At 63.7% G+C, this 19115-nt stretch carries 21 protein-coding genes; 7 read left to right on the top strand and 14 right to left on the bottom strand.

Going from position 1 to position 19115, the window contains the following annotated elements:
* Positions 1 to 2 precede the first annotated feature (2 nt).
* The 6 genes from FKB36_RS04620 to FKB36_RS04595 form a co-directional block, all read right to left on the bottom strand.
* A complete protein-coding gene (locus tag FKB36_RS04620; protein ID WP_261596861.1) occupies positions 3 to 788 on the bottom strand; it encodes an MBL fold metallo-hydrolase in 786 nt (261 codons plus the stop codon).
* Between the two features lie 193 nt (positions 789 to 981).
* Complete coding sequence (locus FKB36_RS04615) at positions 982 to 2058, bottom strand: ABC transporter ATP-binding protein (RefSeq protein ID WP_261596860.1); 1077 nt, start codon at positions 2056 to 2058, stop codon at positions 982 to 984.
* A gap of 4 nt (positions 2059 to 2062) precedes the next feature.
* The gene (locus FKB36_RS04610) at positions 2063 to 2764 is read right to left on the bottom strand and encodes an ABC transporter permease (RefSeq protein ID WP_261596859.1); all 702 of its coding nucleotides are present in this window, start codon (positions 2762 to 2764) and stop codon (positions 2063 to 2065) included.
* Between the two features lie 57 nt (positions 2765 to 2821).
* Positions 2822 to 3745 (bottom strand): substrate-binding domain-containing protein, encoded by a 924-nt coding sequence (locus tag FKB36_RS04605; RefSeq protein ID WP_261596858.1) that lies wholly within the window; start codon positions 3743 to 3745, stop codon positions 2822 to 2824.
* A 125-nt stretch (positions 3746 to 3870) separates the two neighbouring features.
* The gene (locus FKB36_RS04600; protein ID WP_261596857.1) at positions 3871 to 4569 is read right to left on the bottom strand and encodes an ABC transporter substrate-binding protein; all 699 of its coding nucleotides are present in this window, start codon (positions 4567 to 4569) and stop codon (positions 3871 to 3873) included.
* Positions 4570 to 4649: 80 nt separating this feature from the next.
* On the bottom strand, positions 4650 to 5456 hold the full coding sequence (locus tag FKB36_RS04595; RefSeq protein WP_261596856.1) for an amino acid kinase family protein: 807 nt from the start codon (positions 5454 to 5456) through the stop codon (positions 4650 to 4652).
* A gap of 94 nt (positions 5457 to 5550) precedes the next feature.
* Here FKB36_RS04595 and FKB36_RS04590 point away from each other — a divergent pair, with 94 nt between their 5' ends.
* From FKB36_RS04590 to FKB36_RS04575, 4 genes are read left to right on the top strand one after another with little or no spacing between them, the layout of a single operon-like run.
* Positions 5551 to 5787, top strand: coding sequence for a hypothetical protein (locus tag FKB36_RS04590; RefSeq protein ID WP_261596855.1), 237 nt, complete (start codon positions 5551 to 5553; stop codon positions 5785 to 5787).
* Between the two features lie 49 nt (positions 5788 to 5836).
* Positions 5837 to 6190, top strand: coding sequence for a hypothetical protein (locus FKB36_RS04585; RefSeq protein WP_261596854.1), 354 nt, complete (start codon positions 5837 to 5839; stop codon positions 6188 to 6190).
* Between the two features lie 27 nt (positions 6191 to 6217).
* The gene (locus tag FKB36_RS04580; protein ID WP_261596853.1) at positions 6218 to 7102 is read left to right on the top strand and encodes a mechanosensitive ion channel family protein; all 885 of its coding nucleotides are present in this window, start codon (positions 6218 to 6220) and stop codon (positions 7100 to 7102) included.
* A 39-nt stretch (positions 7103 to 7141) separates the two neighbouring features.
* On the top strand, positions 7142 to 8080 hold the full coding sequence (locus tag FKB36_RS04575; RefSeq protein WP_261596852.1) for a mechanosensitive ion channel family protein: 939 nt from the start codon (positions 7142 to 7144) through the stop codon (positions 8078 to 8080).
* Positions 8081 to 8109: 29 nt separating this feature from the next.
* On the opposite strand, the gene tsaA is transcribed toward FKB36_RS04575, so the two are convergent.
* Positions 8110 to 8622, bottom strand: a complete 513-nt coding sequence (tsaA, locus tag FKB36_RS04570) for a tRNA (N6-threonylcarbamoyladenosine(37)-N6)-methyltransferase TrmO (protein ID WP_261596851.1) — start codon at positions 8620 to 8622, stop codon at positions 8110 to 8112.
* Positions 8623 to 8925: 303 nt separating this feature from the next.
* Between tsaA and FKB36_RS04565 the strand changes: the two genes are divergently transcribed.
* Positions 8926 to 10059: a putative sulfate/molybdate transporter gene (locus FKB36_RS04565; RefSeq protein ID WP_261596850.1), complete on the top strand. Its 1134-nt coding sequence runs from the start codon at positions 8926 to 8928 to the stop codon at positions 10057 to 10059.
* 142 nt (positions 10060 to 10201) lie between these two features.
* Positions 10202 to 10456 carry a SemiSWEET family sugar transporter gene (locus FKB36_RS04560; protein WP_261596849.1) on the top strand — a complete coding sequence of 85 codons (255 nt, stop codon included), beginning with the start codon at positions 10202 to 10204 and terminating at the stop codon, positions 10454 to 10456.
* Here the strand turns inward: FKB36_RS04560 and FKB36_RS04555 are convergent.
* From FKB36_RS04555 to FKB36_RS04525, 7 genes are all read right to left on the bottom strand, one after another.
* Positions 10437 to 11504, bottom strand: a complete 1068-nt coding sequence (locus FKB36_RS04555) for an ABC transporter ATP-binding protein (protein WP_261596848.1) — start codon at positions 11502 to 11504, stop codon at positions 10437 to 10439. The genes FKB36_RS04560 and FKB36_RS04555 overlap by 20 nt on opposite strands.
* On the bottom strand, positions 11491 to 12402 hold the full coding sequence (locus FKB36_RS04550) for an ABC transporter permease (protein WP_261596847.1): 912 nt from the start codon (positions 12400 to 12402) through the stop codon (positions 11491 to 11493). Before FKB36_RS04550 ends, FKB36_RS04555 begins: the two co-directional genes overlap by 14 nt.
* Before the next feature lie 37 nt (positions 12403 to 12439).
* Complete coding sequence (gene wtpA / locus FKB36_RS04545) at positions 12440 to 13507, bottom strand: tungstate ABC transporter substrate-binding protein WtpA (protein ID WP_261596846.1); 1068 nt, start codon at positions 13505 to 13507, stop codon at positions 12440 to 12442.
* Between the two features lie 123 nt (positions 13508 to 13630).
* Positions 13631 to 14716 (bottom strand): ABC transporter ATP-binding protein, encoded by a 1086-nt coding sequence (locus FKB36_RS04540; RefSeq protein WP_261596845.1) that lies wholly within the window; start codon positions 14714 to 14716, stop codon positions 13631 to 13633.
* 4 nt (positions 14717 to 14720) lie between these two features.
* Positions 14721 to 15416: an ABC transporter permease gene (locus FKB36_RS04535; protein ID WP_261596844.1), complete on the bottom strand. Its 696-nt coding sequence runs from the start codon at positions 15414 to 15416 to the stop codon at positions 14721 to 14723.
* Between the two features lie 55 nt (positions 15417 to 15471).
* A complete protein-coding gene (locus FKB36_RS04530; RefSeq protein ID WP_261596843.1) occupies positions 15472 to 16437 on the bottom strand; it encodes a substrate-binding domain-containing protein in 966 nt (321 codons plus the stop codon).
* Positions 16438 to 16616: 179 nt separating this feature from the next.
* Positions 16617 to 17552, bottom strand: coding sequence for a substrate-binding domain-containing protein (locus FKB36_RS04525; RefSeq protein WP_261596842.1), 936 nt, complete (start codon positions 17550 to 17552; stop codon positions 16617 to 16619).
* Positions 17553 to 17710: 158 nt separating this feature from the next.
* Between FKB36_RS04525 and hisD the strand changes: the two genes are divergently transcribed.
* Positions 17711 to 18961, top strand: a complete 1251-nt coding sequence (gene hisD, locus FKB36_RS04520) for a histidinol dehydrogenase (protein WP_261596841.1) — start codon at positions 17711 to 17713, stop codon at positions 18959 to 18961.
* Positions 18962 to 19115: the final 154 nt, after the last annotated feature.

The following is a 19115-nucleotide window of genomic DNA, read 5'->3' as shown; positions in this document are numbered from 1 at the left end:
ACCTAGAGCCGGAAGCCGTAGGACTCCGGGTGCACCGCTCCCGGGTCCTGAGGCGCAACGGTGACTCCGACCTGGTCGGAGTAGAACCCGAGCCCTTCGAGCGCGGAGAGGAGCACTTTTTCCGGCGTGTTGTTGATCTCGCTCACGTGGGCGAGCATCGCCATGTGGATGCGGTCAGCGAGCATCTGCAGGCAGCGGGCGGCGTCGGGGTTCGAGAGGTGGCCGCGTTTCGACCGTATCCGGCTCTTTAAGTAGGCGGGATACGGGCCGTTCTCAAGCATATCCGGGCAGTGGTTGCTCTCGAGGAGGACGGCGTCGCAGGACGCGAGGGTGTCGAAGATCGAGGTGGTGACGGTGCCGGTGTCGGTGCAACACCCGATCCGGAGATCGCCTTCGGCGACGGAGAACCCGCAGGGTTCCCGGGCGTCGTGGGACGCGGCAAACGGCTCGATCGCGAAGTCGCCTACAGAGAATGTCTCGCCGCACCGGCACCGCCGGATCTCCGCGGTGGTTCCCCCGCACTTCGCGGTGAAGGCATCGAGCGTTCCGCCGGTCGCGTAGACCGGCACCCCGAGCCTCCGTGCCAGGACGTCGACGCCCCGGATATGGTCAATATGCTCGTGTGTGACGAGTATCGCCTCGACGAGCGACGGATCTCCTCCGGCCTCCGAGAGGCGCCGGAGGGTCTCCTTAGCAGAGAGCCCCGCGTCGATGAGCAGCGCACCCCGCTCCCCCCGGATATAGGTGCAGTTTCCTTTGCTCCCGCTGGCGAGGACGGTCAGTTGCATTATAGAAATTGTGGGCCGTATGGGTATTTAAGACCGGGGATACCGGTCCCCAGTACTTGCTAAAATGGTTGAGGTAATCTTTGAGAGGTCAACCCATCGACCTCTCTTCGCGGTTTCGCGTGAGTTAATGGGCGAAGATAGCAATATGCTCTCACGCGAAGAACGCGTTGCCGCGAAGTCCGCTGCCGCCCCCTCACTCCCGCCGGACGACGTGAACCGACTCCGGCGAGAACGAGACCACGACCTGGCTCCCCTCCCGGATATCCAGGTCATCCACCTTCTTCCAGGAGAGGATGGACGAGAGCGCGAACCCGCAATCGACCGTCACCCTGCTGAACGGGCCGCGGGGGACGACGGACGTCACGGTGCCGGGGAGGATGTTCCCGTCAAAGACCCTCCTCCCCCGGATCGCCGGGGCGATTCGGATATCCTCAGAGCGGATGCAGAGGCTGACCGCCTCCCCCGCCCCGAACGGCGACCGTGCCCGGATGCGGATACCTCCCGCATCGACGGCCGAGGTGCCGTTCTCGCTGACGACGACGCCCTCGACGATGTTCTCGATACCGACGAACCGGGCGACCTCGCGGCTTGCCGGGAGAGTGAAGACCTCCCGCGGCGTCCCCACCTGCGAAAACACCCCGTTCATCAGCACCCCTATCCGGTGGGCGAGCCGCTGGCCCTGGTACATGTCGTGGGTGGAGAAGACGATCGTCGTCCCGAGGTCGCGGTTGATCCGCACCACCAGATTCTCGATCATCGCCACCGAGACCGGGTCGAGGTTCGCGGTCGGTTCGTCGAGGAGGAGGATCTCGGGCTCGATCACCATCGCCCGGGCAAGCGCCACCCGCTGCATCTCCCCGCCCGAGAGCGTCCTTGCCCGCCGCTCCCGGTAGCTCGCAAGTCCGACCGTATCGAGGGCCTCCCCGATACGGGCATCGATCTCGCTCTTGCTCGCGCCGCGGAACCGGAGGCCGACGGCGACGTTCTCCGCGACCGTCGCGTTGAAGACGGCGGGTTTCTGGAAGACCATCCCCATCATCCTGCGGATGGAGAGATCCTTCTCGTGCTGCGCGTGGATCTCGGTTCCGCTGATCCGGATCGCCCCTCCCGTCGGGGTATCGAGGAGATCGATGAGGCGCAGCAGGGTCGACTTCCCCGACCCGGAGGGGCCGATGATGGCGAAGATCTCGCCCCGGTTCACCTTCCCGGTGACGCCGTCGAGCACCCGGGTATCGCCGAAATACTTTGAGACGTTATCGAGTTCGATCATGGTATCACCGGTGCTGCACCGTGGTTATGGCGAGATTCACGCCGAGGGCGATCACAAGCAGGACGATCCCGAGCGCGATCGACTGGGAGATGTTGCCCATCGAGGTCTCGAGCGATATCGCGGTCGTCAGGACCCGGGTCGAACTCGCAAACGACGACGCCGCGATGTTGCCGCCGACGAGGATCGCCGCCCCGACCTCCGATATCGCCCGCCCGAACCCGACCGCGACGGTCGCAAGGATCGCGAACCGGGCCTCCTTTAAGACGTTCACCAGGAACTGGAGCCTTGTAGCTCCGAGCGACCGGAGGGTATCCCTGATCACCGGGTCGACAGCCGAGAGCGCGGAGATCGTGAGGCCGGTCATGATCGGGAGGATCAGGATCGTCTGGGCGATGATCATCGCGGTCGGGGTGAAGAGCAGCCGCATGAAGCCGAACGGCCCGACACGGGAGATGAGCAGGAATATCAGCAGCCCGACGATGACTGTCGGAAGAGAGTAGAGCGTCTGGATCAGGTTGATGAGGCTCTTCCTGCCCGGAAACGTTCCGAAGTTGATCGCGGCCCCGAGCGGAATGGCGAAGATCGAGGCGATGATCGTTGCGGTGAGCGATATGACAATGCTCCGCACGGCGATGGCCATCACGTCGGGGTCGAGCGTGACGATGAGCCTGAGCGCCTCCAGGACCCCCTCAACGATCTCGTACATCTTCTGCACCTATCTCTGATCTCGCGGAGGCAAAAATGAGTGGGGTTTATGGCCCGTTCAGGCGACCGGGTTCTTCACTTCAGCCTCGGCCACGCCAATCTTCTCCCAGTCGTTCTGGGCGGCGTAGAAGAGCGGCTGGCCATACTTGTCGACGCCGAAGGAGCCGATCTCCTTCTGGATGTCGTCGGAGATGAGGAAGTTGATCCAGTCCTTCGCGATGGTGCTGTTGGTCTCGGGGAACTTCTCGGGGTTGATCTGCATCACGGAATAGACGTTGAGCAGGATGTCGCCCTCATCCACGAGCGTCACGAGTTTGAGATCGCCCTTGTAGGCAAGATACGTCCCGATGTCGGAGAGGGTGTAGGCCTCTTTCTCGTTTGTCATCGTCAGGGTCGCGCCCATGCCTGTCCCGGCCTCCTGGTACCAGTCGCCGGAGCCCTGCACGTCCGCAGAGTAGTTGAACCCGGCGGCCTTCCAGATGGCCTTCTCCTTGGAGTGCGTGCCGGACGCGTCGCCGCGTGAGACGAAGACGACGTTCTTGTCGGCCATTCCCTTCTCGCGGATGGCGGTGAACGCTGCTTCAGGAGCCATCGCCTTGACGCCTGCCGGGTCGGACTCGGGCCCGACGAGGACGAAGTAGTTGTAAGCGAAGACGCGCCGGTCGATGCCGTAGCCGTCGGCGATGAAGGTGTCTTCACGGGCACGGTCGTGCACCATCATGACGTCCACGTCGCCGCGCTGCCCATACTCGAGCGCCTTGCCGGTCCCGGCGGAGACGACCAGCACCTCGGCGTTGTACTTCTCCTCAAAGATCGGGGTGAGGTGGTCGAGGAGCTTGGTGTCATAGAGGCTCGTCGTCGTGGCGATACGGAGTTGCTGCTTCTCTACGGGCGTCGGGTCGGTTGTCGTCCCGGTACAGCCGCAAATAAGCATGAGGGCGACCATGATGGTCGCAACGGCAAAAATAATTCGTCTGTGCATAGTTATCAGACAGAAGTATCGTAATACATGCATTAAAATAGATGTGGTTTGGGTTAATGGAAACATAATGTGGTTAATTCATTTTACATCGCGTTACGGTAAAAGGGATATTATTGATAAGTTCCTCAGCCCATCACGATATCGCGGTAGCCGTCGCCGTCCGCCTCGACGTAGAGGATCGCCTTTCCCCCGATGAACGCGGGCTTCGGGAACTTCCGCAAGTTGATGGTGCCCTCGCCGACCGCCGCCCCCTCGCGGGTCTCGACCCGGTCGACACCGGAGGCCAGGATCGCGGCGATGGTCTGGCTGCCGCGGAGGTCCCGGGTCGTCCCCTTCTGGACGAACCGGCCGTCGTTCCCCGATGCCGCAAGCCCGACCCCGGCAAGCGCGCCGATGACGCCGTCCTCTGTCCCGCCGAGCCCTTCGAGGAGGATTCCGGCATCGCGGGCGAGCGTGCGCGCTTCTTTCTGCGTCACGATGCTCGTCTTCGCGGCAAACCCGAAGCGAGAGAGGTCGCCGTTGATCTCGGGGCCGGCAGCGACACAGATGCCCGGGTCGCTCCCCTCGATGAAGTCGGCGAGCATCATCTCCTTTGCCGTCGCGAAGACGTCGCCTGCGATCACGTTTTCGGTATCCCGGATATGGATGACCGCGGAACTGTTGTGGGAGGTATACGGGACGGCAGGATGAACAAAGAGCTGGTGCCGGGTCACCCCCGTAACCGTATACGATCGGGCGAGTTCTGCTGCAATTGCACGGGCGAGCCGTCCGGTGCCCCGGGACTCGAGGGTGTCGGTGTCGTCGATGCCGAGATAGATGGTCATGGGATCGCTTGCTGTACTGATCCGCCCACAAGACTAAATAAGGCTCCTCCGGAGTTAAGGAAAAGAAGTTGATGGAGGGTTCAGGCCCGGATGATGGTGCCGACCCGCTCCCCGTTGACGGCCTTCGTGATGTTGCCGGGGACATGGGCGTTCACCACTTTGATCTCTCTGATATGGACGGCGTCGCGGAGGAGTTCGACCGCCATCGGTTCGAGGACCATATCTTCGAGCTGCATCTCAAGGAGCTCATCGGCCGTGATATCCGCGATGAACTCGGCGTCGGGGTTCAGGAACGGGTTCTCGGTATAGAGGCCGTTCACGTTCTTCCCGAGGATGCAGTTCTTTCCGCCGACGACCTCCGCCATCAGGAAGGCGCCGGTATCCGTCCGGTGCGGCGGGATGCTGCCGAGTTTCGGCGGGTGCTCGTAGAGGCCGTAGGGCGGGGTGCCCTGGACGACCGGGAGCATACCAAGGGATATGAGCGAGGGGAGGTTCAGGAGTTCGCCGGTGCTGATCCGGACGCCGTTGTACTTCGAGAGGAGAAGCGAGATCATGGTAGCGTTCTGCTCGCTGATCTTGCCCGCGAGTTCCGCGAGCACCCCCGTTGGCATCCCGAGGTCGATCCCGACATCGAGGATGTGCCGGACCCGGGCGCCGCCGCCGGTGGCGACCACGATCTTGTGGTCCCGGGAGAGTTCGCCGATCTCCTCCATCAGCGGGTGAACGACCGCCCGCCCGTAATCGATGACGCCGTGGCCGCCGATCTTGACCACGTTTAAATCCGGCATGATCCGGATCTGCCGGACCTCCCCGGTCGCGCGGAGCAGGCTCCGCCGAACCAGGCTCTCACCCTTGAGTCTCGATCCCATCTCAAAACGCTCTGCCATGGTTAATCTCCTACATAGCGTATGCGGGCGTAAGTATTAAGTATCTTCGTGGTATATCTGCTGGTATATCAGTTGGTTATGGGGTGAAGAAGTAATGAAGATCTACGCACGAGAACGCCAGAAAGTCGGTACCGGCGTGAAACAACCCAGGTTTCGCGTCGTCGCCGTCGTCGAAGAGCAGGGCGAAGAGAAACACCTGAAGGTTGAGGGAACCCACTTCAGGAAGGTCGAACTCGAACAGATCGCAAAAGACATCGGCGCCGAGATCGTCTACCTCGAGGGGATGCCCGATGAAGAGCGCGGCGAGATGAAGGCGGCGGAAGCGGCGTAACCAAACCGACCTCCTTTTTTGCGCCCGGCGCGACTACTGTTACGATCGGATGTCCAGACACGACGATATCTTTGAGGCGGCTGCCCGGATTCTCCTCCTGGAGGACGGGTGCATCACCCTCAGTTTCTCCCCGGAGGGCGTCTCGTTTCGCTTCCCGACGACCCGGAAGCTCGCCGAACATCTCGGGATCCCGCACTACTACGTCCTCCCCCGGTTCGGGGAGATGGAGCGCGACGGACTGATCCGCAGGATCGAGCGGGTCGGGATCTCCACCACGGCGGCGGGGACAGAGCGGCTCCTCTCGATCATGGCGGAGCACTACCCGGAGCGCGCAGAAGAGGTCCTCGGCGCTGCGGTCTTTTCGGTGCTCCGGGGACAGGGCAGAGGGTATGAGAGGGGTTAACTCCCTCGCCCACCTACTCTCCTCCACATGCAGACGAGTGATCCGGTCCTCATCGGTGGGGTGCCCCTTGATGCATTCTTTACGTTCCTCCTCGCCCTTGTCGCCTTCCTCTTCCTCGGCAACCTCGCCTACATGCTCCTGCGGCGGGCACTCGACGGGCGCGCCTCCCCGGGAACGGCCAAGTGGGCGGCGGCCATCCTGCAGTATACCGTCATCATCGGCGGGGCGTATGCGAGCGCGCGCTACCTCCTCGCCTTCGATCTCACGGCCGTCGCCGCATCGCTCGGTATCATCGGCATCATCGTCGCCGTCTCGTCGACCCAGATCATCCAGAACGTCCTTGCCGGTATCCTGATCACGATCAACCGCCCGGTCCAGCTCGAAGAGTGGATCGTCGTCGGGGAACTGCCTTCGACGGGGCTCTGCAAGGTACGCGACATCTCCTTCACGACGACGATCCTCCAGGGGCTCGACGGCGGGCTGGTCTTGATGCCGAACTCGAGCATCATCGCCTCGAAGGTGATCAACTACTCCCGGGGCGAACTCCAGGAGATCCGCGTCTCGCTCTCCGTCCCGGTCAGTGCAGACCTCGCGCAGGTGCGCGGGATCGCCCTTGCGGCAGCCCGTGACGACCAGCGGATCATCCAGAACCTCGATCGGAACGGGCGTTCCGCCGTCCAGGACCTCTTCGGCCTCCCCTACAACAGGCGCCTCCGTTCCGAGCGCCCGGACCTTGCGCACCTGGAGCCTGCCGTCCAGCTCGTCTCGGTCACCGACGGCTGGATCAAGTTGACCGTCCGGGTCTGGATCAAGAAATTCCCGCAGAAAGACGAGATCGCGTCACGTTACCTCAGAGAAGTCCTTGGCCGCCTGCAGGCCGAAGGGATCCCGGTCAAGGCCGAGATGTCGTGACGGAAGGGATTAATCCTCCCGTCTCTCACTCCTTTCTACATGCAGGATATTTTCCCGGCCTTCATCGGGGGGGTTAGCCTTGACGCGTTCCTCGCGTTCATCCTCACCTTTGTCGCCTTTCTCTTCCTCGGCAACCTTGCCTACCTCCTCATCCGGCGGGCGCTCGACGGCCGGGTCTCCCGCGGGACGGCCAAATGGATGGCGGCCATCCTGCAGTACGGGATCATCGTCGGGGGGATCTATGCGAGCGCCCGGCACTTCCTCGCCTTCGACCCGAAAGCCTTTGCGGCATCGCTCGGTATCTTCGGTATCGCGCTGGCCTTCTCATCGCGCCAGATCATCCAGAACGCCATCGCCGGCATCCTGATCACGATCAACCGTCCGGTCCAGCTCGAGGAATGGGTGATCGTCAGCGGAAGGCCGGAGACCGGGCCCGGCAAGGTGCAGGACATCTCCTTCACGACGACGACCTTGAAAGGGCTCGACGGCGGCCTGATCCTCACCCCGAACTCGAGCATCATCACCTCGAAGGTGATCAACTACTCCCGCGCTGGGCTCCAGGAGATCTCGATCCCGCTCTCCGTCCCGGTCACCACGGATCTCGGGCGGGTGGAGGAGATAGCCCTCGCGGCGGCCCGCGACCATCCCCGGATCCTGCCGCACGTCGGGCCGGCCGAGCACCTGGCGGTCCAGAGTCTCTTCGACCTCCCCTACATCGGGCGCCTCTCCTCTGACTTTCCCCGTTCCGGCCTTGCTATCTTCGAGCCGAAGATGCAGGTGACGTCGATCAAGGAGGAGTGGGTCCGGCTGGCGGTGCGGGTCTGGATCCGGGAGATCCCCGAGAGGGACCGGATCGTCTCCGAGTACCTCGATACCGTCGTCGAGCACCTGAAGGCCGAAGACCTCCTCGACGAAAAGAAGTGGGGGGATGCCGGGCCGGAGGCCGTGGGCCTGGAGAAGGGCGCCGCGACCGGGTAGGCGGCATGCAACCTGAACAGGAGGCATTATCAGGTTCGCGAGGATTCCTCATCCTCCCGGAGATCCTCCGGCGTGAAACTCCGCCCCTTCATCTCCTCGATGCGCCGCGCGTCAACCCACCCGCTCCTGACCGTGTCACGGTGGTCAAACTGGCGGACGTAGGGCTTGATGTCGAGGAGCGGCGTTCCATCCAGCACATCGATCCCGCGGACCCGGACGGTGCTGCCCTCGACGGCGATGACCTCGACGAGGGAGATCCCGATGGGGTTCGGGCGGTTGCAGTGGCGTATGGCAAAGATCCCGCGCTCCTTGCTGCCGTCGGCGAACGGGCGCTGGCGCAGGGAGAACCCGTTTACCCGGTGGAAGTGGTAGAGGAGGTAGATGTGGGAGAACCCGTCAAGCCCCTCCAGCCCGTCGGCGTACCCGGGGGAGACCTCGATCGTCCCCTCTGCTTCAGAGAAGATGCTCTGGATGGGCGTTGTATCCCCGTCGGTGAACGGCGAGTGGATCGTTCCGATGACCCGGTAGGTGGCGGTCTCCATGGTCTCATGCTCCTCTCCCGTCAGGGTCTCATCCCCGTCGGGGTGATGGAGGCGAGCAGTCCGGCACACCTGCAGGATGTAGCGAACGTTGCCGTAAATGCCAGCGGAAGAACGGAAGGGTGGTGCGTTTCCATAGAGATTATTACCCGATAGGTCAAAATAAGCGTTTACATTCGCCGCGATGATAAATCATATCGCTTACCCTGAGAGACCTACGGAAAAGGTACACCGGCAACATTTATGATGGGGAGGTCTCCTTCCACAATCCCCAATAAGGAGAGGAGACATAGAGGGAGATTACGTATGGCGGAGAGCACTGGAACGGAGGAGCGAGGCATCCGGTTTACCCTCGAAGAGATCGCAGGAGCCGTCGGCGACTTCGGCACCATCTTCCCCATCCTGCTCGGCGTCGCGATCGTCTGCCCCGACGTGAACGTCAGCCACTTCTTCCTCTTCGTCGCCGCCTGGTTCATCATCACCGGGCTCTACTACCGCCTTCCCATCCCCATCGAGCCGATGAAGGCGATCGGCGCCGTCGTCATCGCGGAAGGCCTCTGTGCCGGCGAGATCGTGGCCTCGGGGATCATCGTCGGGGTGCTCTTCCTCGCGATCGGCCTCGTCGGCGGGATGGCCTGGCTTGAGGGCCGGATCCCGAGAAGCGTCATCCGCGGTGTCCAGGCAGGCCTCGCGCTCCTCCTCCTCCGGACGTCGCTCGGCTACATCGTCGCCGACCCGCTCGTTGCAGTGCTCGCGATCGCGGTCATCGTTGCCTTCTTCATCGCGTCGCAACGTACCCGGATCCCGGACATCTCCGCCCTCCTTGTCCTCATCATCGGGCTTGTCGCCGGGATCGTCGTCCAGGGGATGCCACCGTTCCGGCTGATGCCGCTTCCCGAACTCATCATCCCGGCGCTGCCGGACTTCATCGCTGGCACCTGGGATCTCGTCCTCCCACAGATACCGCTCACGATCGCGAATGCCATCCTTGCGACGTCCCTCCTCACCTACGACCTCTTCCCGAAGAAGGGCGTCGATCCCGACCGGCTCTCCCGGACGATCGGCGCCATGAACCTGGTCTCGACGCCGCTCGGCGGGTTCCCGATGTGCCACGGCGCCGGGGGGCTCGCGGCGATGTACCGGTTCGGCGCGAGGACCGGCGGGGCGAACATCATCGCCGGGCTCTTCATCCTCATCTTCGCCGTCGCCTTCGCCCCGCCGGAGGTCCTGACCCTCATCCCGTTCGGGGTATTCGGGGGGCTCCTGGTCTTCGTGGCGCTCGAACTCGGGAAGCACAGCGCGAAGACGGAGTCTTACCTGGTCACGGGGGTCATCGCCGTCCTCACCCTCGTGGTCGGTCTCACCGTCGCGTTCATCGTCGGGATGGTCCTTGCATATGCGCTGGAGCGGTGGGGAAAGGTGGGGGCGCCCCGGTCATGACCTATCTACTGAACTTCTCGTTCTCCCGCGTGCTTCCACGTGAGTTCATTGGTGTATGGTGTAGGTAGCGGTACAGCCTCACGCGAAGAGCGCGAAGGATCTGACCAGGGTTTATCTCATCCGGCGTAAGACCCGGGCAAAGATGGACACCGTCACCGCACTCGGCCTTCTCGCCGGCACGCTCACGACACTCTCGTTCGCGCCGCAGGCCGTCCGGGCGTGGCGCACGCGCTCGACCGGCGACCTCTCGCTTGGTATGCTCGTCGTCCTCCTCGCTGGCGTTCTGCTCTGGCTTGCCTACGGGGTGGTGAGAGGGGATCCTGCCATCGTTGCGGCGAACGCCGCGACAGCCGTTCTGGTCGGGCTCACCCTCTCGCTCAAGAAAAAGAATGGATGACATGGATCGCCGTCGCCTTCACGGAGAGGGTGAGGGGGGTTCCCGGAACGAGGCCGAGTTCCTGCACCGACCGCCGGGTCAGGACCGCGGTGAGCATGACGCCCGCGTCAACCCGCACCTCGGCGACGGGACCGTTCTCCGCGACCGAGACGACCGTCCCGGACATCCTGTTTCGGGCGCTGGTGCGCCGGTCATTCCCGACGGCGAGGACGACGTCGTCGGCCCGGATGCAGAGCGTGACCTCCTCACCCGCGGCGGCGTCCGTCACCGCCTCGAAGACCAGTCCGCCGACGTCCACCGTCGCGAGCCCATCCTCGTTTGCCGTCACCGTTCCGTCCAGGATGTTCTCGATCCCGACGAACGACGCGACCTCCCGGCTCCTCGGCGCGTTCAGCACGACACCGGCCTCTCCCTCGTCCACGAGCGCCCCGTCGATGATCACCGCCATCCGGGTGGCGAGGAGATGCGCCTCCCGGCGCGAATGGCTCACCTGGACGACGGTGAGCCCGTCCTCCCGGTGAAGCCGCTTGAGGTCGGCGATGAACTTCTCCTGCGTGATGGGATCGAGGGCCGAGAGCGGTTCGTCGAGGAGGAGGATGTCGGGTTTCACCGCGACGGCCCGTGCAAGCGCCACCCGCTGCTGCTCCCCGCCGGAGAGCGTCCCCGGGTAGCGGTCCGCAAGGTGAGCGATCCCGAACCGTTCGAGGAGAGGGGCGACCTCGGCCCGGGCCTCCTTCTTCCGCATCCCCTGCACCCGGAGACCATAGGAAACGTTCTCGATGACCCGCATGTTCGGGAAGAGCGAGTAGTCCTGGTAGACGAGGGCGACCTTCCGCATCTCCGGGGGGAGGGCGGTGATCTCTTCGCCCCGGAGGAGGACGCGGCCACTCTCCGGCCGGTGAAGCCCGGCGATCGCTTCGAGGAGCACCGTCTTTCCCGCCCCCGACGGCCCGACGATGAAGTAGTAGTCGCCCTTCCCGATCCTCAGGCTGACGTCGTTTAAGCGGAACGAGCCGAGTGTGAGCGATACACGGTCAAACTCTATCATCGTACCTCCCTAAGTACCGGGTCATCCTTCGCAGGAGGTAGAATACTCCGAAACTGACCAGGATGACCGTAAACGCGATGCTCCTGCTCGTGTGGATGCCGTCCGTCGTGAATGAGTAGTAGATCAGCGTCGATACGATGAACGGGTAGTAGGCGATCATGATGACGCCGGCGAACTCGCCGATCGCCCTCCCCCAGGCGAGGATGGCCCCGCTGTACATGTGCCGGAGGCTTAAGGGGAGGGTGACCGTCCAGAACGCCGTGAAGGTGCCCGCCCCGAGCGTGCGGGCGACGTTCTCCAGGTGGACCGGCACCTTCTCAAACCCTTCCCGCATGGAGTTGACGTAGAACGGCGAGGCGACGAAGAGCATCGCGACGATCGTCCCCGGGAGCGCGTCCTCGAACGCAAGCCCGATCTCCGAGAGCGGCGCGCCGAGCCATCCCCGGCGCATGAAGAGGAGGTAGACGAGCAGGCCCGCCACCGTGTGCGGCAGGATGAGCGGGATGTCGACGATGCTCTCGACGGCACCCTTGAGCCGGGAGGGGCGGGCCCGGGCGAGAACGTAGGCAAGCGGTGTCCCGAAGAGGATAAGGAGGAGGACGGCGCTCGCCCCCGCGCCGAACGTGAGGAGGATAGACCCGATCACCTCCGATGACGCTGCGACCTTGAGGAGATGGGCCGGGTCGGCGAGTTCCGTCATCGTGATGTTGGCGATGGCAAGCACCGTTATCCCGACGATCGCCGCGCCCATAATGCAGAACCCGACGATGCACCAATCGAGATACCGCCCCCGATACTCGTTCCAGCGGGTAACGTTCGCCTCCTCGCCTGCCGGGAGGGGTTCGGTTGAGAGCGTTTCGGTCTTCATCTTCGTGATCGTGTTGTACTGGTTATGCACGCTTCACAGAAAGCCTGTTTTGGGAAAAAGAGAGAGGTCAGGGGTTGACCGTAACGAGCGACTGGAGCTCGGCCGGAACGGTGCCGTAACCGTCCGCGGGGACGATCGGGGGCTGGCCGTCGCGCTCGAGGATCTCCTGGCCGGTAGCGCCGATCAACATTTCGACGAACGCAACGCCGAGGTCGGGGTGCTCCGCGATCTTCGGGACGGTCACGCCGTAGACGATCGGCGAGCCCACGTAGAGCGTCGTGCCGTCGCCCTTCTTCGCCTCGGTCTGGACGGTCGCGTAGTTATCCGCAAATGCGACGGCCGAGAGGTCGATCTCCTCGGGGAGCTCGATGAACTGAAGGTCGTTCTGGACGGCAACGCTCCGGTACTCCCAGGCGTAGTCAAGTCCGCCGGCCTGAACCATCTGGACTAACTCGACGCTCTTAGGCCGGATCGTCAGGGTGGTGCTGTCGGGCTTCGGGTCGGCGGCGTGGATCGTGTAGGTGCCGTTCTCTTCGGTGACGGTGATCGCGCTGTGCTCGCTGACAAGGGTCTCGAAGATCTGGTCGTCTTCATAGTAAGCCTCGGCGAGCTGGATCACCATCGGGGTGCGGTAGCCGCAGGGATCGGAGTTCGGGTCGGAGAAGCCCCACCGGACGCCGTCGCGGTCGAGGACCTCGTACCAGTTCTCGGCGGTAATCTCGTCGGCGTACTTACTCTCGTTCGTGTAGGTGAGCACCATCCGGTTCTTCGCAAACGTCAGGTACCAGTCGGCGTGATCGGGCAGCATCATCTCCGGGATGAGGGCGTAGTCGGCGGAGGCGAGGACGTCGGCGGGTTTGCCGTTCTCGGTGATCTTCTTGATGCAGTCGACACTGCCGGCGGGCTCGAGGAGCACGGTGACGCCGGGATGTTCAACTTCGAACTCTGCTTTCACCTTCTCAAACGGTCCGGTCAGGCTTCCGGCGTGGAAGATCTTCACCTGGACGTCTTCGGCGGCGGTTGCCGTCGGCGTGGGGGTCGTCGTCTGGTCGTCGGTCGTCCCCGTGCAGCCGCAGAACAGGACCGCGACAGCGACGATGAGGGCGATAAAAGCCATTAAATTCGATTTTTTCATGAAATAACTTTTTAGGGCAATCGATTGTTAAAACTATCCTTTCCTGCAAGAAATTAAAGTAAATATGTTAATATTTTGGGATAATTCAGTGTATTTGCCTCGGGAAGGTGCCCTGATACCTGTTCAGTGTCCGGTCAGGGGGATGAGGTGAACCGCCTTCGCCTGGAGGGAGATCCAGACCCCCATCCCCTCACGAAGTCCGAGGGCATCCCCCCGTCTCGCCGTCACGAGCGCGACGAGATCGCACCCGCAACTGATGGTCACGTTGACAAACGGCGCCGCAGGTTCGATACGGGTGACCATGGCCGGGAAGAGGTTCTCCGCCTCCTCGTGCATGGGTTCCCTCCGGTGCAGGGAGACGTCTTCGCCCCGGATGACTATCTCGACTTCGTCGGCGGGCGGCGGGGTCGCCGAGAGGATCTGCCTCCCGCCCGCCTCCACCGTGGTGAGCCCCTCGGTCCGGGAGACGACCCGGCCGGGGATGATGTTCTGGACGCCCACGAACCGGGCGATCCTCCGGTCCTTCGGTGCGCGGAATACATCGCTGGAGGCTCCCGTCTGGGCGATCGTCCCCTCGATCATCACCCCGACCCGGTGGGCGAGCCGCTGCCCCTGCGCGAGGTCGTGGGTGCTTATGAGGACGGTCATCCCGGCCTCGCGGTTGAGCCGCATCACGATCTCCTCGATGGTGGCGGTCGACGTCGGGTCCAGGTTCGCGGTCGGTTCGTCCAGGAAGAGGATCTCGGGGTCGGTCACGAGCACCCTTGAGAGCGCCACCCGCTGCTGCTCACCGCCGGAGAGGTCGGTCGCCCGGCTCTTGATGTAGCGGGAGAGTCCGACGGCTTCGAGGGCTTCCTTCACCCTCCGGTCGATCTCCTCGCCGGAGGCCCGCCGGTATCGGAGCCCCATCGCGACGTTGTCGTAGACGGACGCGTTGAAGACGATCGGCCTCTGAAAGAGCATCCCCATCCGGCGGCGGAGGTCGAGCCAGCTGCCGCGCTCGCTGGCCACTTCGATGCCGAAGACCGAGAGTCTTCCCTCGTCTGCCGGCTCTATCAGGTCGAGGACGCGGAGAAGCGTGCTCTTCCCGGAGCCGCTCGGTCCGATGAGCGCCAGGATCTCCCCCTCTCCGACCGTGAGATCGACGTCGTGCAGGGCGAGAAGGCTGCCGTAGGACTTCCGTATGCCGTGTGCCTCTATGATCGCCATCCCATCACCTCCTCTGCACCAGGGAGAGCGCGATATTCACCCCGAGCGCCACCGAGAGGAGGATGATCCCGAGTGCGATCGAGAGGGAGTAGTTCGCCATCGACGTGTTGAGCGTGATCGCCGTGGTGAGGACGCGGGTGGCGCCCCGGATGTTCCCGCCGACGATCATCACCGACCCCACCTCAGCGATGGCCCGCCCGAACCCCAGGAGGACGCCGGCCATGACCGCGAACCGGGCCTCCGATATGATCGTCATGATCGTCTGGAGCCTGCTCGCACCGAGGGCGGTGATCGTGTAGCGCTTGTCCCGGTCGATCCCGGAGAGCGCCGAGACCGTCAGCCCCATCAGAAGGGGTATGATCAGGACCGTCTGGGTGACGATCATGCCCCCGGGGGTGTAGAGGAGGCGGAGGAATCCGAAGGGGCCGATGTTCGAGAGCATCAGGAACATGACCAGGCCCACGATGACTGTCGGGAGGGCGTAGAGAGTCTGCAGGAGGGAGACGACCGCGTGCTTCCCCCGGAAGTCGTAGAAGTAGATGAACGCGCCGATGGGAAGCGCGATCAGCGCCGCGAAGAAGGTGGCGGTGAGAGAGACGTAGAGCGAGCGGATGGTAATCTCCACCACCTGGGGGTCGAGGGCGATGATGAGTTCGATCGCCTCGATGAACCCCTCGATGATCGGGTTCCCGTTCACCATGCGAACTCACCCTCCCGGCTCCCCGTCACCTCGCTCTCCATCCTGCTCCTGAGACTTACGGCGTCACCGGCTCCGCGCAGGTGCAGTTGAACGGTGGCTCGGTGCACTCGGGCGCGTAGAGTGGCGTGAAGAGCGGTTTACCGAACTCCTCGGTGCCGAACTCCCCGATCATCTGCTTCGTCTCGTTCGTGGTAAGCCAGTTGATGAAGTCCGCTGCCCCCTGTGCGTTCACGCCCGCGTGCTTTTCAGGGTTGACGGCGATCGCGCTGTAGCGGTTGAGGAGTTCCGCGCCCTCGGCGACGACCGGGACCAGGGTGAGCCTGTCTGCGAACGAGAGATAGGTTCCCTCATCGGAGAGCGTGTATGCCTGCTGCTCGTTTGCGAGGATCAGGGTGTCGCCCATGCCCTTGCCGGCCTCGACGTACCAGGCACCGGAGTCCAGGATATCGGTCGTGTAGTTGTAGCCCGCCTCCTTCCAGAGCGTCTTCTCCTGGGAGTGGGTGCCCGAGTTGTCGCCGCGGGAGACGAAGGCGACGCCTGGCGTCTGGTTCGTGCCGGCGGTATAGATCGCCTGGAAGGCCTCCATCGGGCTCATGTTCGCGATCCCCGCCGGGTCGGATTCGGGGCCGACGATGATGAAGTAGTTGTAGGCGATGCACCGCGGGTTGATCCCGAAGCCGTCGTCGATGAACTGCTGTTCAAGATCCGGGGCGTGGACGAGGACCAGGTCGACGTCGCCGCGCCTCCCGGAGTCGATGGACTGCCCGGTGCCCTGGGAGATGAACTGGAGGTCGACCCCGGTCTCGTTCTCATAGACCCGTTCGAGCTCCGCGAGGAGCCCGGTGTTCTCAAGGCTCGTCGTGGTGGCGATCCGCACGAGGTTCGCCCCACCGGCGGGAGCGGTCGTGGCACTCGGTGTCGCGTTCCCGTCCGGCGCCGTCCCCGTGCATCCTGCACAGGCGGCGAGAATGAGCAGGATCGCGATGGCGAGAGTTGATAGAATGGCAACGTTCGTCTTCATAACAGCGCGTTAGCACGCAGCTCACCCATAAATAGTTATCTCTTCCGTGGGGTCAATGAATTTCGATCAACTACGGGGGAAGCCGGAGGGTTCGCCGGGGCCGGGCGGCCGCAGAAGGTTGGGGGATGAGTTCCCCCGCCCGGCGGATGAAGACCGGTGACGGGAGCCTGTATCCCGCGTCACGCCGTAGTGTTCGTCTCTCCTGATGAGCAGGTGGTGCAGTTGAACGGCGGTTCCGTGCATTCGGGAGCGTACAGTGGGGTAAAGAGCGGCTGGCCGAACTCCTCGACGCCGAAGTTCCCGATGAACTCCTTGGTCTCGTTCGTGGTGATCCAGTCGATGAACCGGTTCGCCTCATCGATATTGACGCCCTGCGCCATCTCGGGGTTGACCGCGATTGCGCTGTAGCGGTTCATGAGCTCGTCACCCTCCGTCACCAGCTGCACGAGGTTCAACTGGTCCTGGAAGGCGAGGTAAGTCCCGATGTCGGAGAGGGTGTAGGCTTCCCGCTGGTTGGTGATGGTCAGGGTCTCGCCCATGCCGCTCCCGGTCTCGAGGTACCAGTCCCCGGAGTCCTGGATGTCGGTGGTATAGTTGTAGCCGGCCGCCGCCCAGATCTCCTTCTCCCGGGTGTGAGTCCCGGAATCGTCACCACGGGAGACAAACGAGACGCCCGGCGTCTGGTTCGTGCCTGCGGTGTAGATTGCCCTGAACGCTTCGTCCGGGGTCATGTTCGCGATCCCCGCCGGGTCGGACGCGGGCCCGACGATGATGAAGTTGTTGTAGGCGAAGCACCGCTCATTGATGCCGTAGCCTTCGTCGATGAACTGCTGCTCAAGCGACGGCGAATGGACGAGGACCAGGTCGACATCGCCGCGTCGCGCGGTATCGAGCGACTGGCCGGTGCCCTGGGCGGTGATCTGCACGTCCACGTCGGAGGTGTTCTCGTACATCAGTTCAAGTTCGTCGAGAAGCCCCGTATCATAGAGGCTCGTCGTCGTTGCTATCCGGAGTGTACCCGGATCCGCTGCCTCCTGTGCGGTAACGGAGACGGCACAGGAGACAAGCAGCACTACCATGATGCCCACCAGGGGCACCCACGTTCTCGATCTCATACGGGCCCGCACTCAGTCGGGATTTATATTTATATGTTATTATATTAGTTACAAAGTGGAAAATATCAATCTCTTCTGCACACCCGCCCTCCGGAGGAGAGGCATTCCCCCGGAGGGTGGCGAAACCTTAACGCTCCTCCCCGCCGACCCTCTTCCTCATGTGGCAGGCGCTGGATATCGGGACCTGGCTCGCGGGACGGCGGTCGGACCTCGACCGGGTGAAGGGACCGGTCTCCGAGATCATCGGGAGGGTGCGGGCGGAAGGAGACGCCGCCCTGCTTGACCTGACGAAGAAGTTCGACGGGATCGACCTGGCAGAGATCGCCGTCACCGAGGAGGAGCGGGAGGCGGCCTACGACGAGGTGGACGCAGAGCTCGTCGCGAGCCTGGTGGAGGCGGAAGAGCGGATCAGCCGGTTCCATGAACTGCAGCGCGGTCGCGACCTCTGGCTGCAGGAGGTGGAGCCGGGGATCACCCTCGGGGTCAAGACGACGCCACTGTCGCGGATCGGCGCCTACGTCCCCGGCGGGCGGGCGGCATACCCCTCGACGGCGCTGATGTGCACGATCCCGGCGAAGGTCGCGGGCGTCGCTGAGATCTGCTGCTGCACTCCGCCGCCGACGAGTCCGATCACCCTCGTCGCGCTCGACATCGCCGGGATCGACGAGATCTACCGGGTCGGTGGTGCCCAGGCGATCGCGGCGATGGCGCTCGGAACGGAGTCTATCCCGCGGGTGGAGAAGATCGTCGGTCCGGGGAACGTCTACGTCACCGCGGCGAAGATGCTTCTGCGGGACGAGGCCGAGATCGACTTCCCCGCGGGGCCGAGCGAGATCGCGATCCTCGCGGACGAGACGGCGAACCCGACGTTCGTCGCGGCCGACGTCCTCGCCCAGGCCGAGCACGACCCGAACTCCGCCTGTGTCCTCGTGACGACCGACGCGGCCGTCGCGGATGCGGTCGGCGCCGAGGTGAAGCGGATGGCGGCGACTGCACAGCGCCGCGATATCATCGCAAAGGCACTTGAGCACTCCGGCTACATCGTCGCCGCCGACCTCGATGAGGCAGTTGCGACCGTCAACGGGGTCGCCCCCGAGCACCTCTCGATCCAGGTCGCCGACCCGCTTGCGGTCCTGAACCGCATCCGGAGCGCCGGGTCGATCTTCGTCGGCCCCTACGCGGCGGTGGCCTGCGGCGACTACGCATCGGGGACGAACCACGTCCTCCCGACGGCGGGCTATGCCAGTCTCTACTCCGGTCTCGACGTGAACCACTTCTGCCGGCGCTCGACGGTGCAGGTGATCACGCGGGAGGGGCTTGACGCGATCGGCGACGTGGTGGAGACGATCGCCGACGCGGAGGGGCTCCACGCCCACGCGGAGTCGGTAAGGGTGCGGAGAAGGGGCTAATCGAACACTCTTTTTAGCGGTATGTGGCGTCGCCCCGCACAGAGCTCCCCCTGATCGGGGAAGTTCGAGTTTCTCATCCTTTTCCGGGCCGTTCGGGGGCCGGGAATAACCGATCTTTCCGGGATCTTGCCAGAGAGAATTCAGCAGCCTTAAG

It is taken from the genome of Methanoculleus formosensis, from assembly GCF_025384765.1.
Taxonomy (GTDB): domain Archaea; phylum Halobacteriota; class Methanomicrobia; order Methanomicrobiales; family Methanoculleaceae; genus Methanoculleus; species Methanoculleus formosensis.
The sequence above is the reverse complement of the archived record's forward strand: the minus strand, read 5'-3'. Positions and strand labels throughout refer to the sequence as shown.

Bases quoted from the DNA above. Each gene is read 5' to 3' on its own strand.
- FKB36_RS04565 (WP_261596850.1), top strand. From the start codon at position 8,926: ATGGCGGAGAGCACTGGAACGGAGGAGCGAGGCATCCGGTTTACCCTC.
- FKB36_RS04535 (WP_261596844.1), bottom strand. From the start codon at position 15,416: ATGGTGAACGGGAACCCGATCATCGAGGGGTTCATCGAGGCGATCGAA.
- FKB36_RS04610 (WP_261596859.1), bottom strand. From the start codon at position 2,764: ATGTACGAGATCGTTGAGGGGGTCCTGGAGGCGCTCAGGCTCATCGTC.
- tsaA (WP_261596851.1), bottom strand. From the start codon at position 8,622: ATGGAGACCGCCACCTACCGGGTCATCGGAACGATCCACTCGCCGTTC.
- FKB36_RS04560 (WP_261596849.1), top strand. From the start codon at position 10,202: ATGGACACCGTCACCGCACTCGGCCTTCTCGCCGGCACGCTCACGACA.
- FKB36_RS04580 (WP_261596853.1), top strand. From the start codon at position 6,218: ATGCAGACGAGTGATCCGGTCCTCATCGGTGGGGTGCCCCTTGATGCA.
- FKB36_RS04595 (WP_261596856.1), bottom strand. From the start codon at position 5,456: ATGGCAGAGCGTTTTGAGATGGGATCGAGACTCAAGGGTGAGAGCCTG.
- FKB36_RS04540 (WP_261596845.1), bottom strand. From the start codon at position 14,716: ATGGCGATCATAGAGGCACACGGCATACGGAAGTCCTACGGCAGCCTT.
- FKB36_RS04590 (WP_261596855.1), top strand. From the start codon at position 5,551: ATGAAGATCTACGCACGAGAACGCCAGAAAGTCGGTACCGGCGTGAAA.
- FKB36_RS04585 (WP_261596854.1), top strand. From the start codon at position 5,837: ATGTCCAGACACGACGATATCTTTGAGGCGGCTGCCCGGATTCTCCTC.
- FKB36_RS04575 (WP_261596852.1), top strand. From the start codon at position 7,142: ATGCAGGATATTTTCCCGGCCTTCATCGGGGGGGTTAGCCTTGACGCG.
- FKB36_RS04605 (WP_261596858.1), bottom strand. From the start codon at position 3,745: ATGCACAGACGAATTATTTTTGCCGTTGCGACCATCATGGTCGCCCTC.
- FKB36_RS04525 (WP_261596842.1), bottom strand. From the start codon at position 17,552: ATGAGATCGAGAACGTGGGTGCCCCTGGTGGGCATCATGGTAGTGCTG.
- FKB36_RS04530 (WP_261596843.1), bottom strand. From the start codon at position 16,437: ATGAAGACGAACGTTGCCATTCTATCAACTCTCGCCATCGCGATCCTG.
- hisD (WP_261596841.1), top strand. From the start codon at position 17,711: ATGTGGCAGGCGCTGGATATCGGGACCTGGCTCGCGGGACGGCGGTCG.
- FKB36_RS04555 (WP_261596848.1), bottom strand. From the start codon at position 11,504: ATGATAGAGTTTGACCGTGTATCGCTCACACTCGGCTCGTTCCGCTTA.
- wtpA (WP_261596846.1), bottom strand. From the start codon at position 13,507: ATGAAAAAATCGAATTTAATGGCTTTTATCGCCCTCATCGTCGCTGTC.
- FKB36_RS04620 (WP_261596861.1), bottom strand. From the start codon at position 788: ATGCAACTGACCGTCCTCGCCAGCGGGAGCAAAGGAAACTGCACCTAT.
- FKB36_RS04615 (WP_261596860.1), bottom strand. From the start codon at position 2,058: ATGATCGAACTCGATAACGTCTCAAAGTATTTCGGCGATACCCGGGTG.
- FKB36_RS04600 (WP_261596857.1), bottom strand. From the start codon at position 4,569: ATGACCATCTATCTCGGCATCGACGACACCGACACCCTCGAGTCCCGG.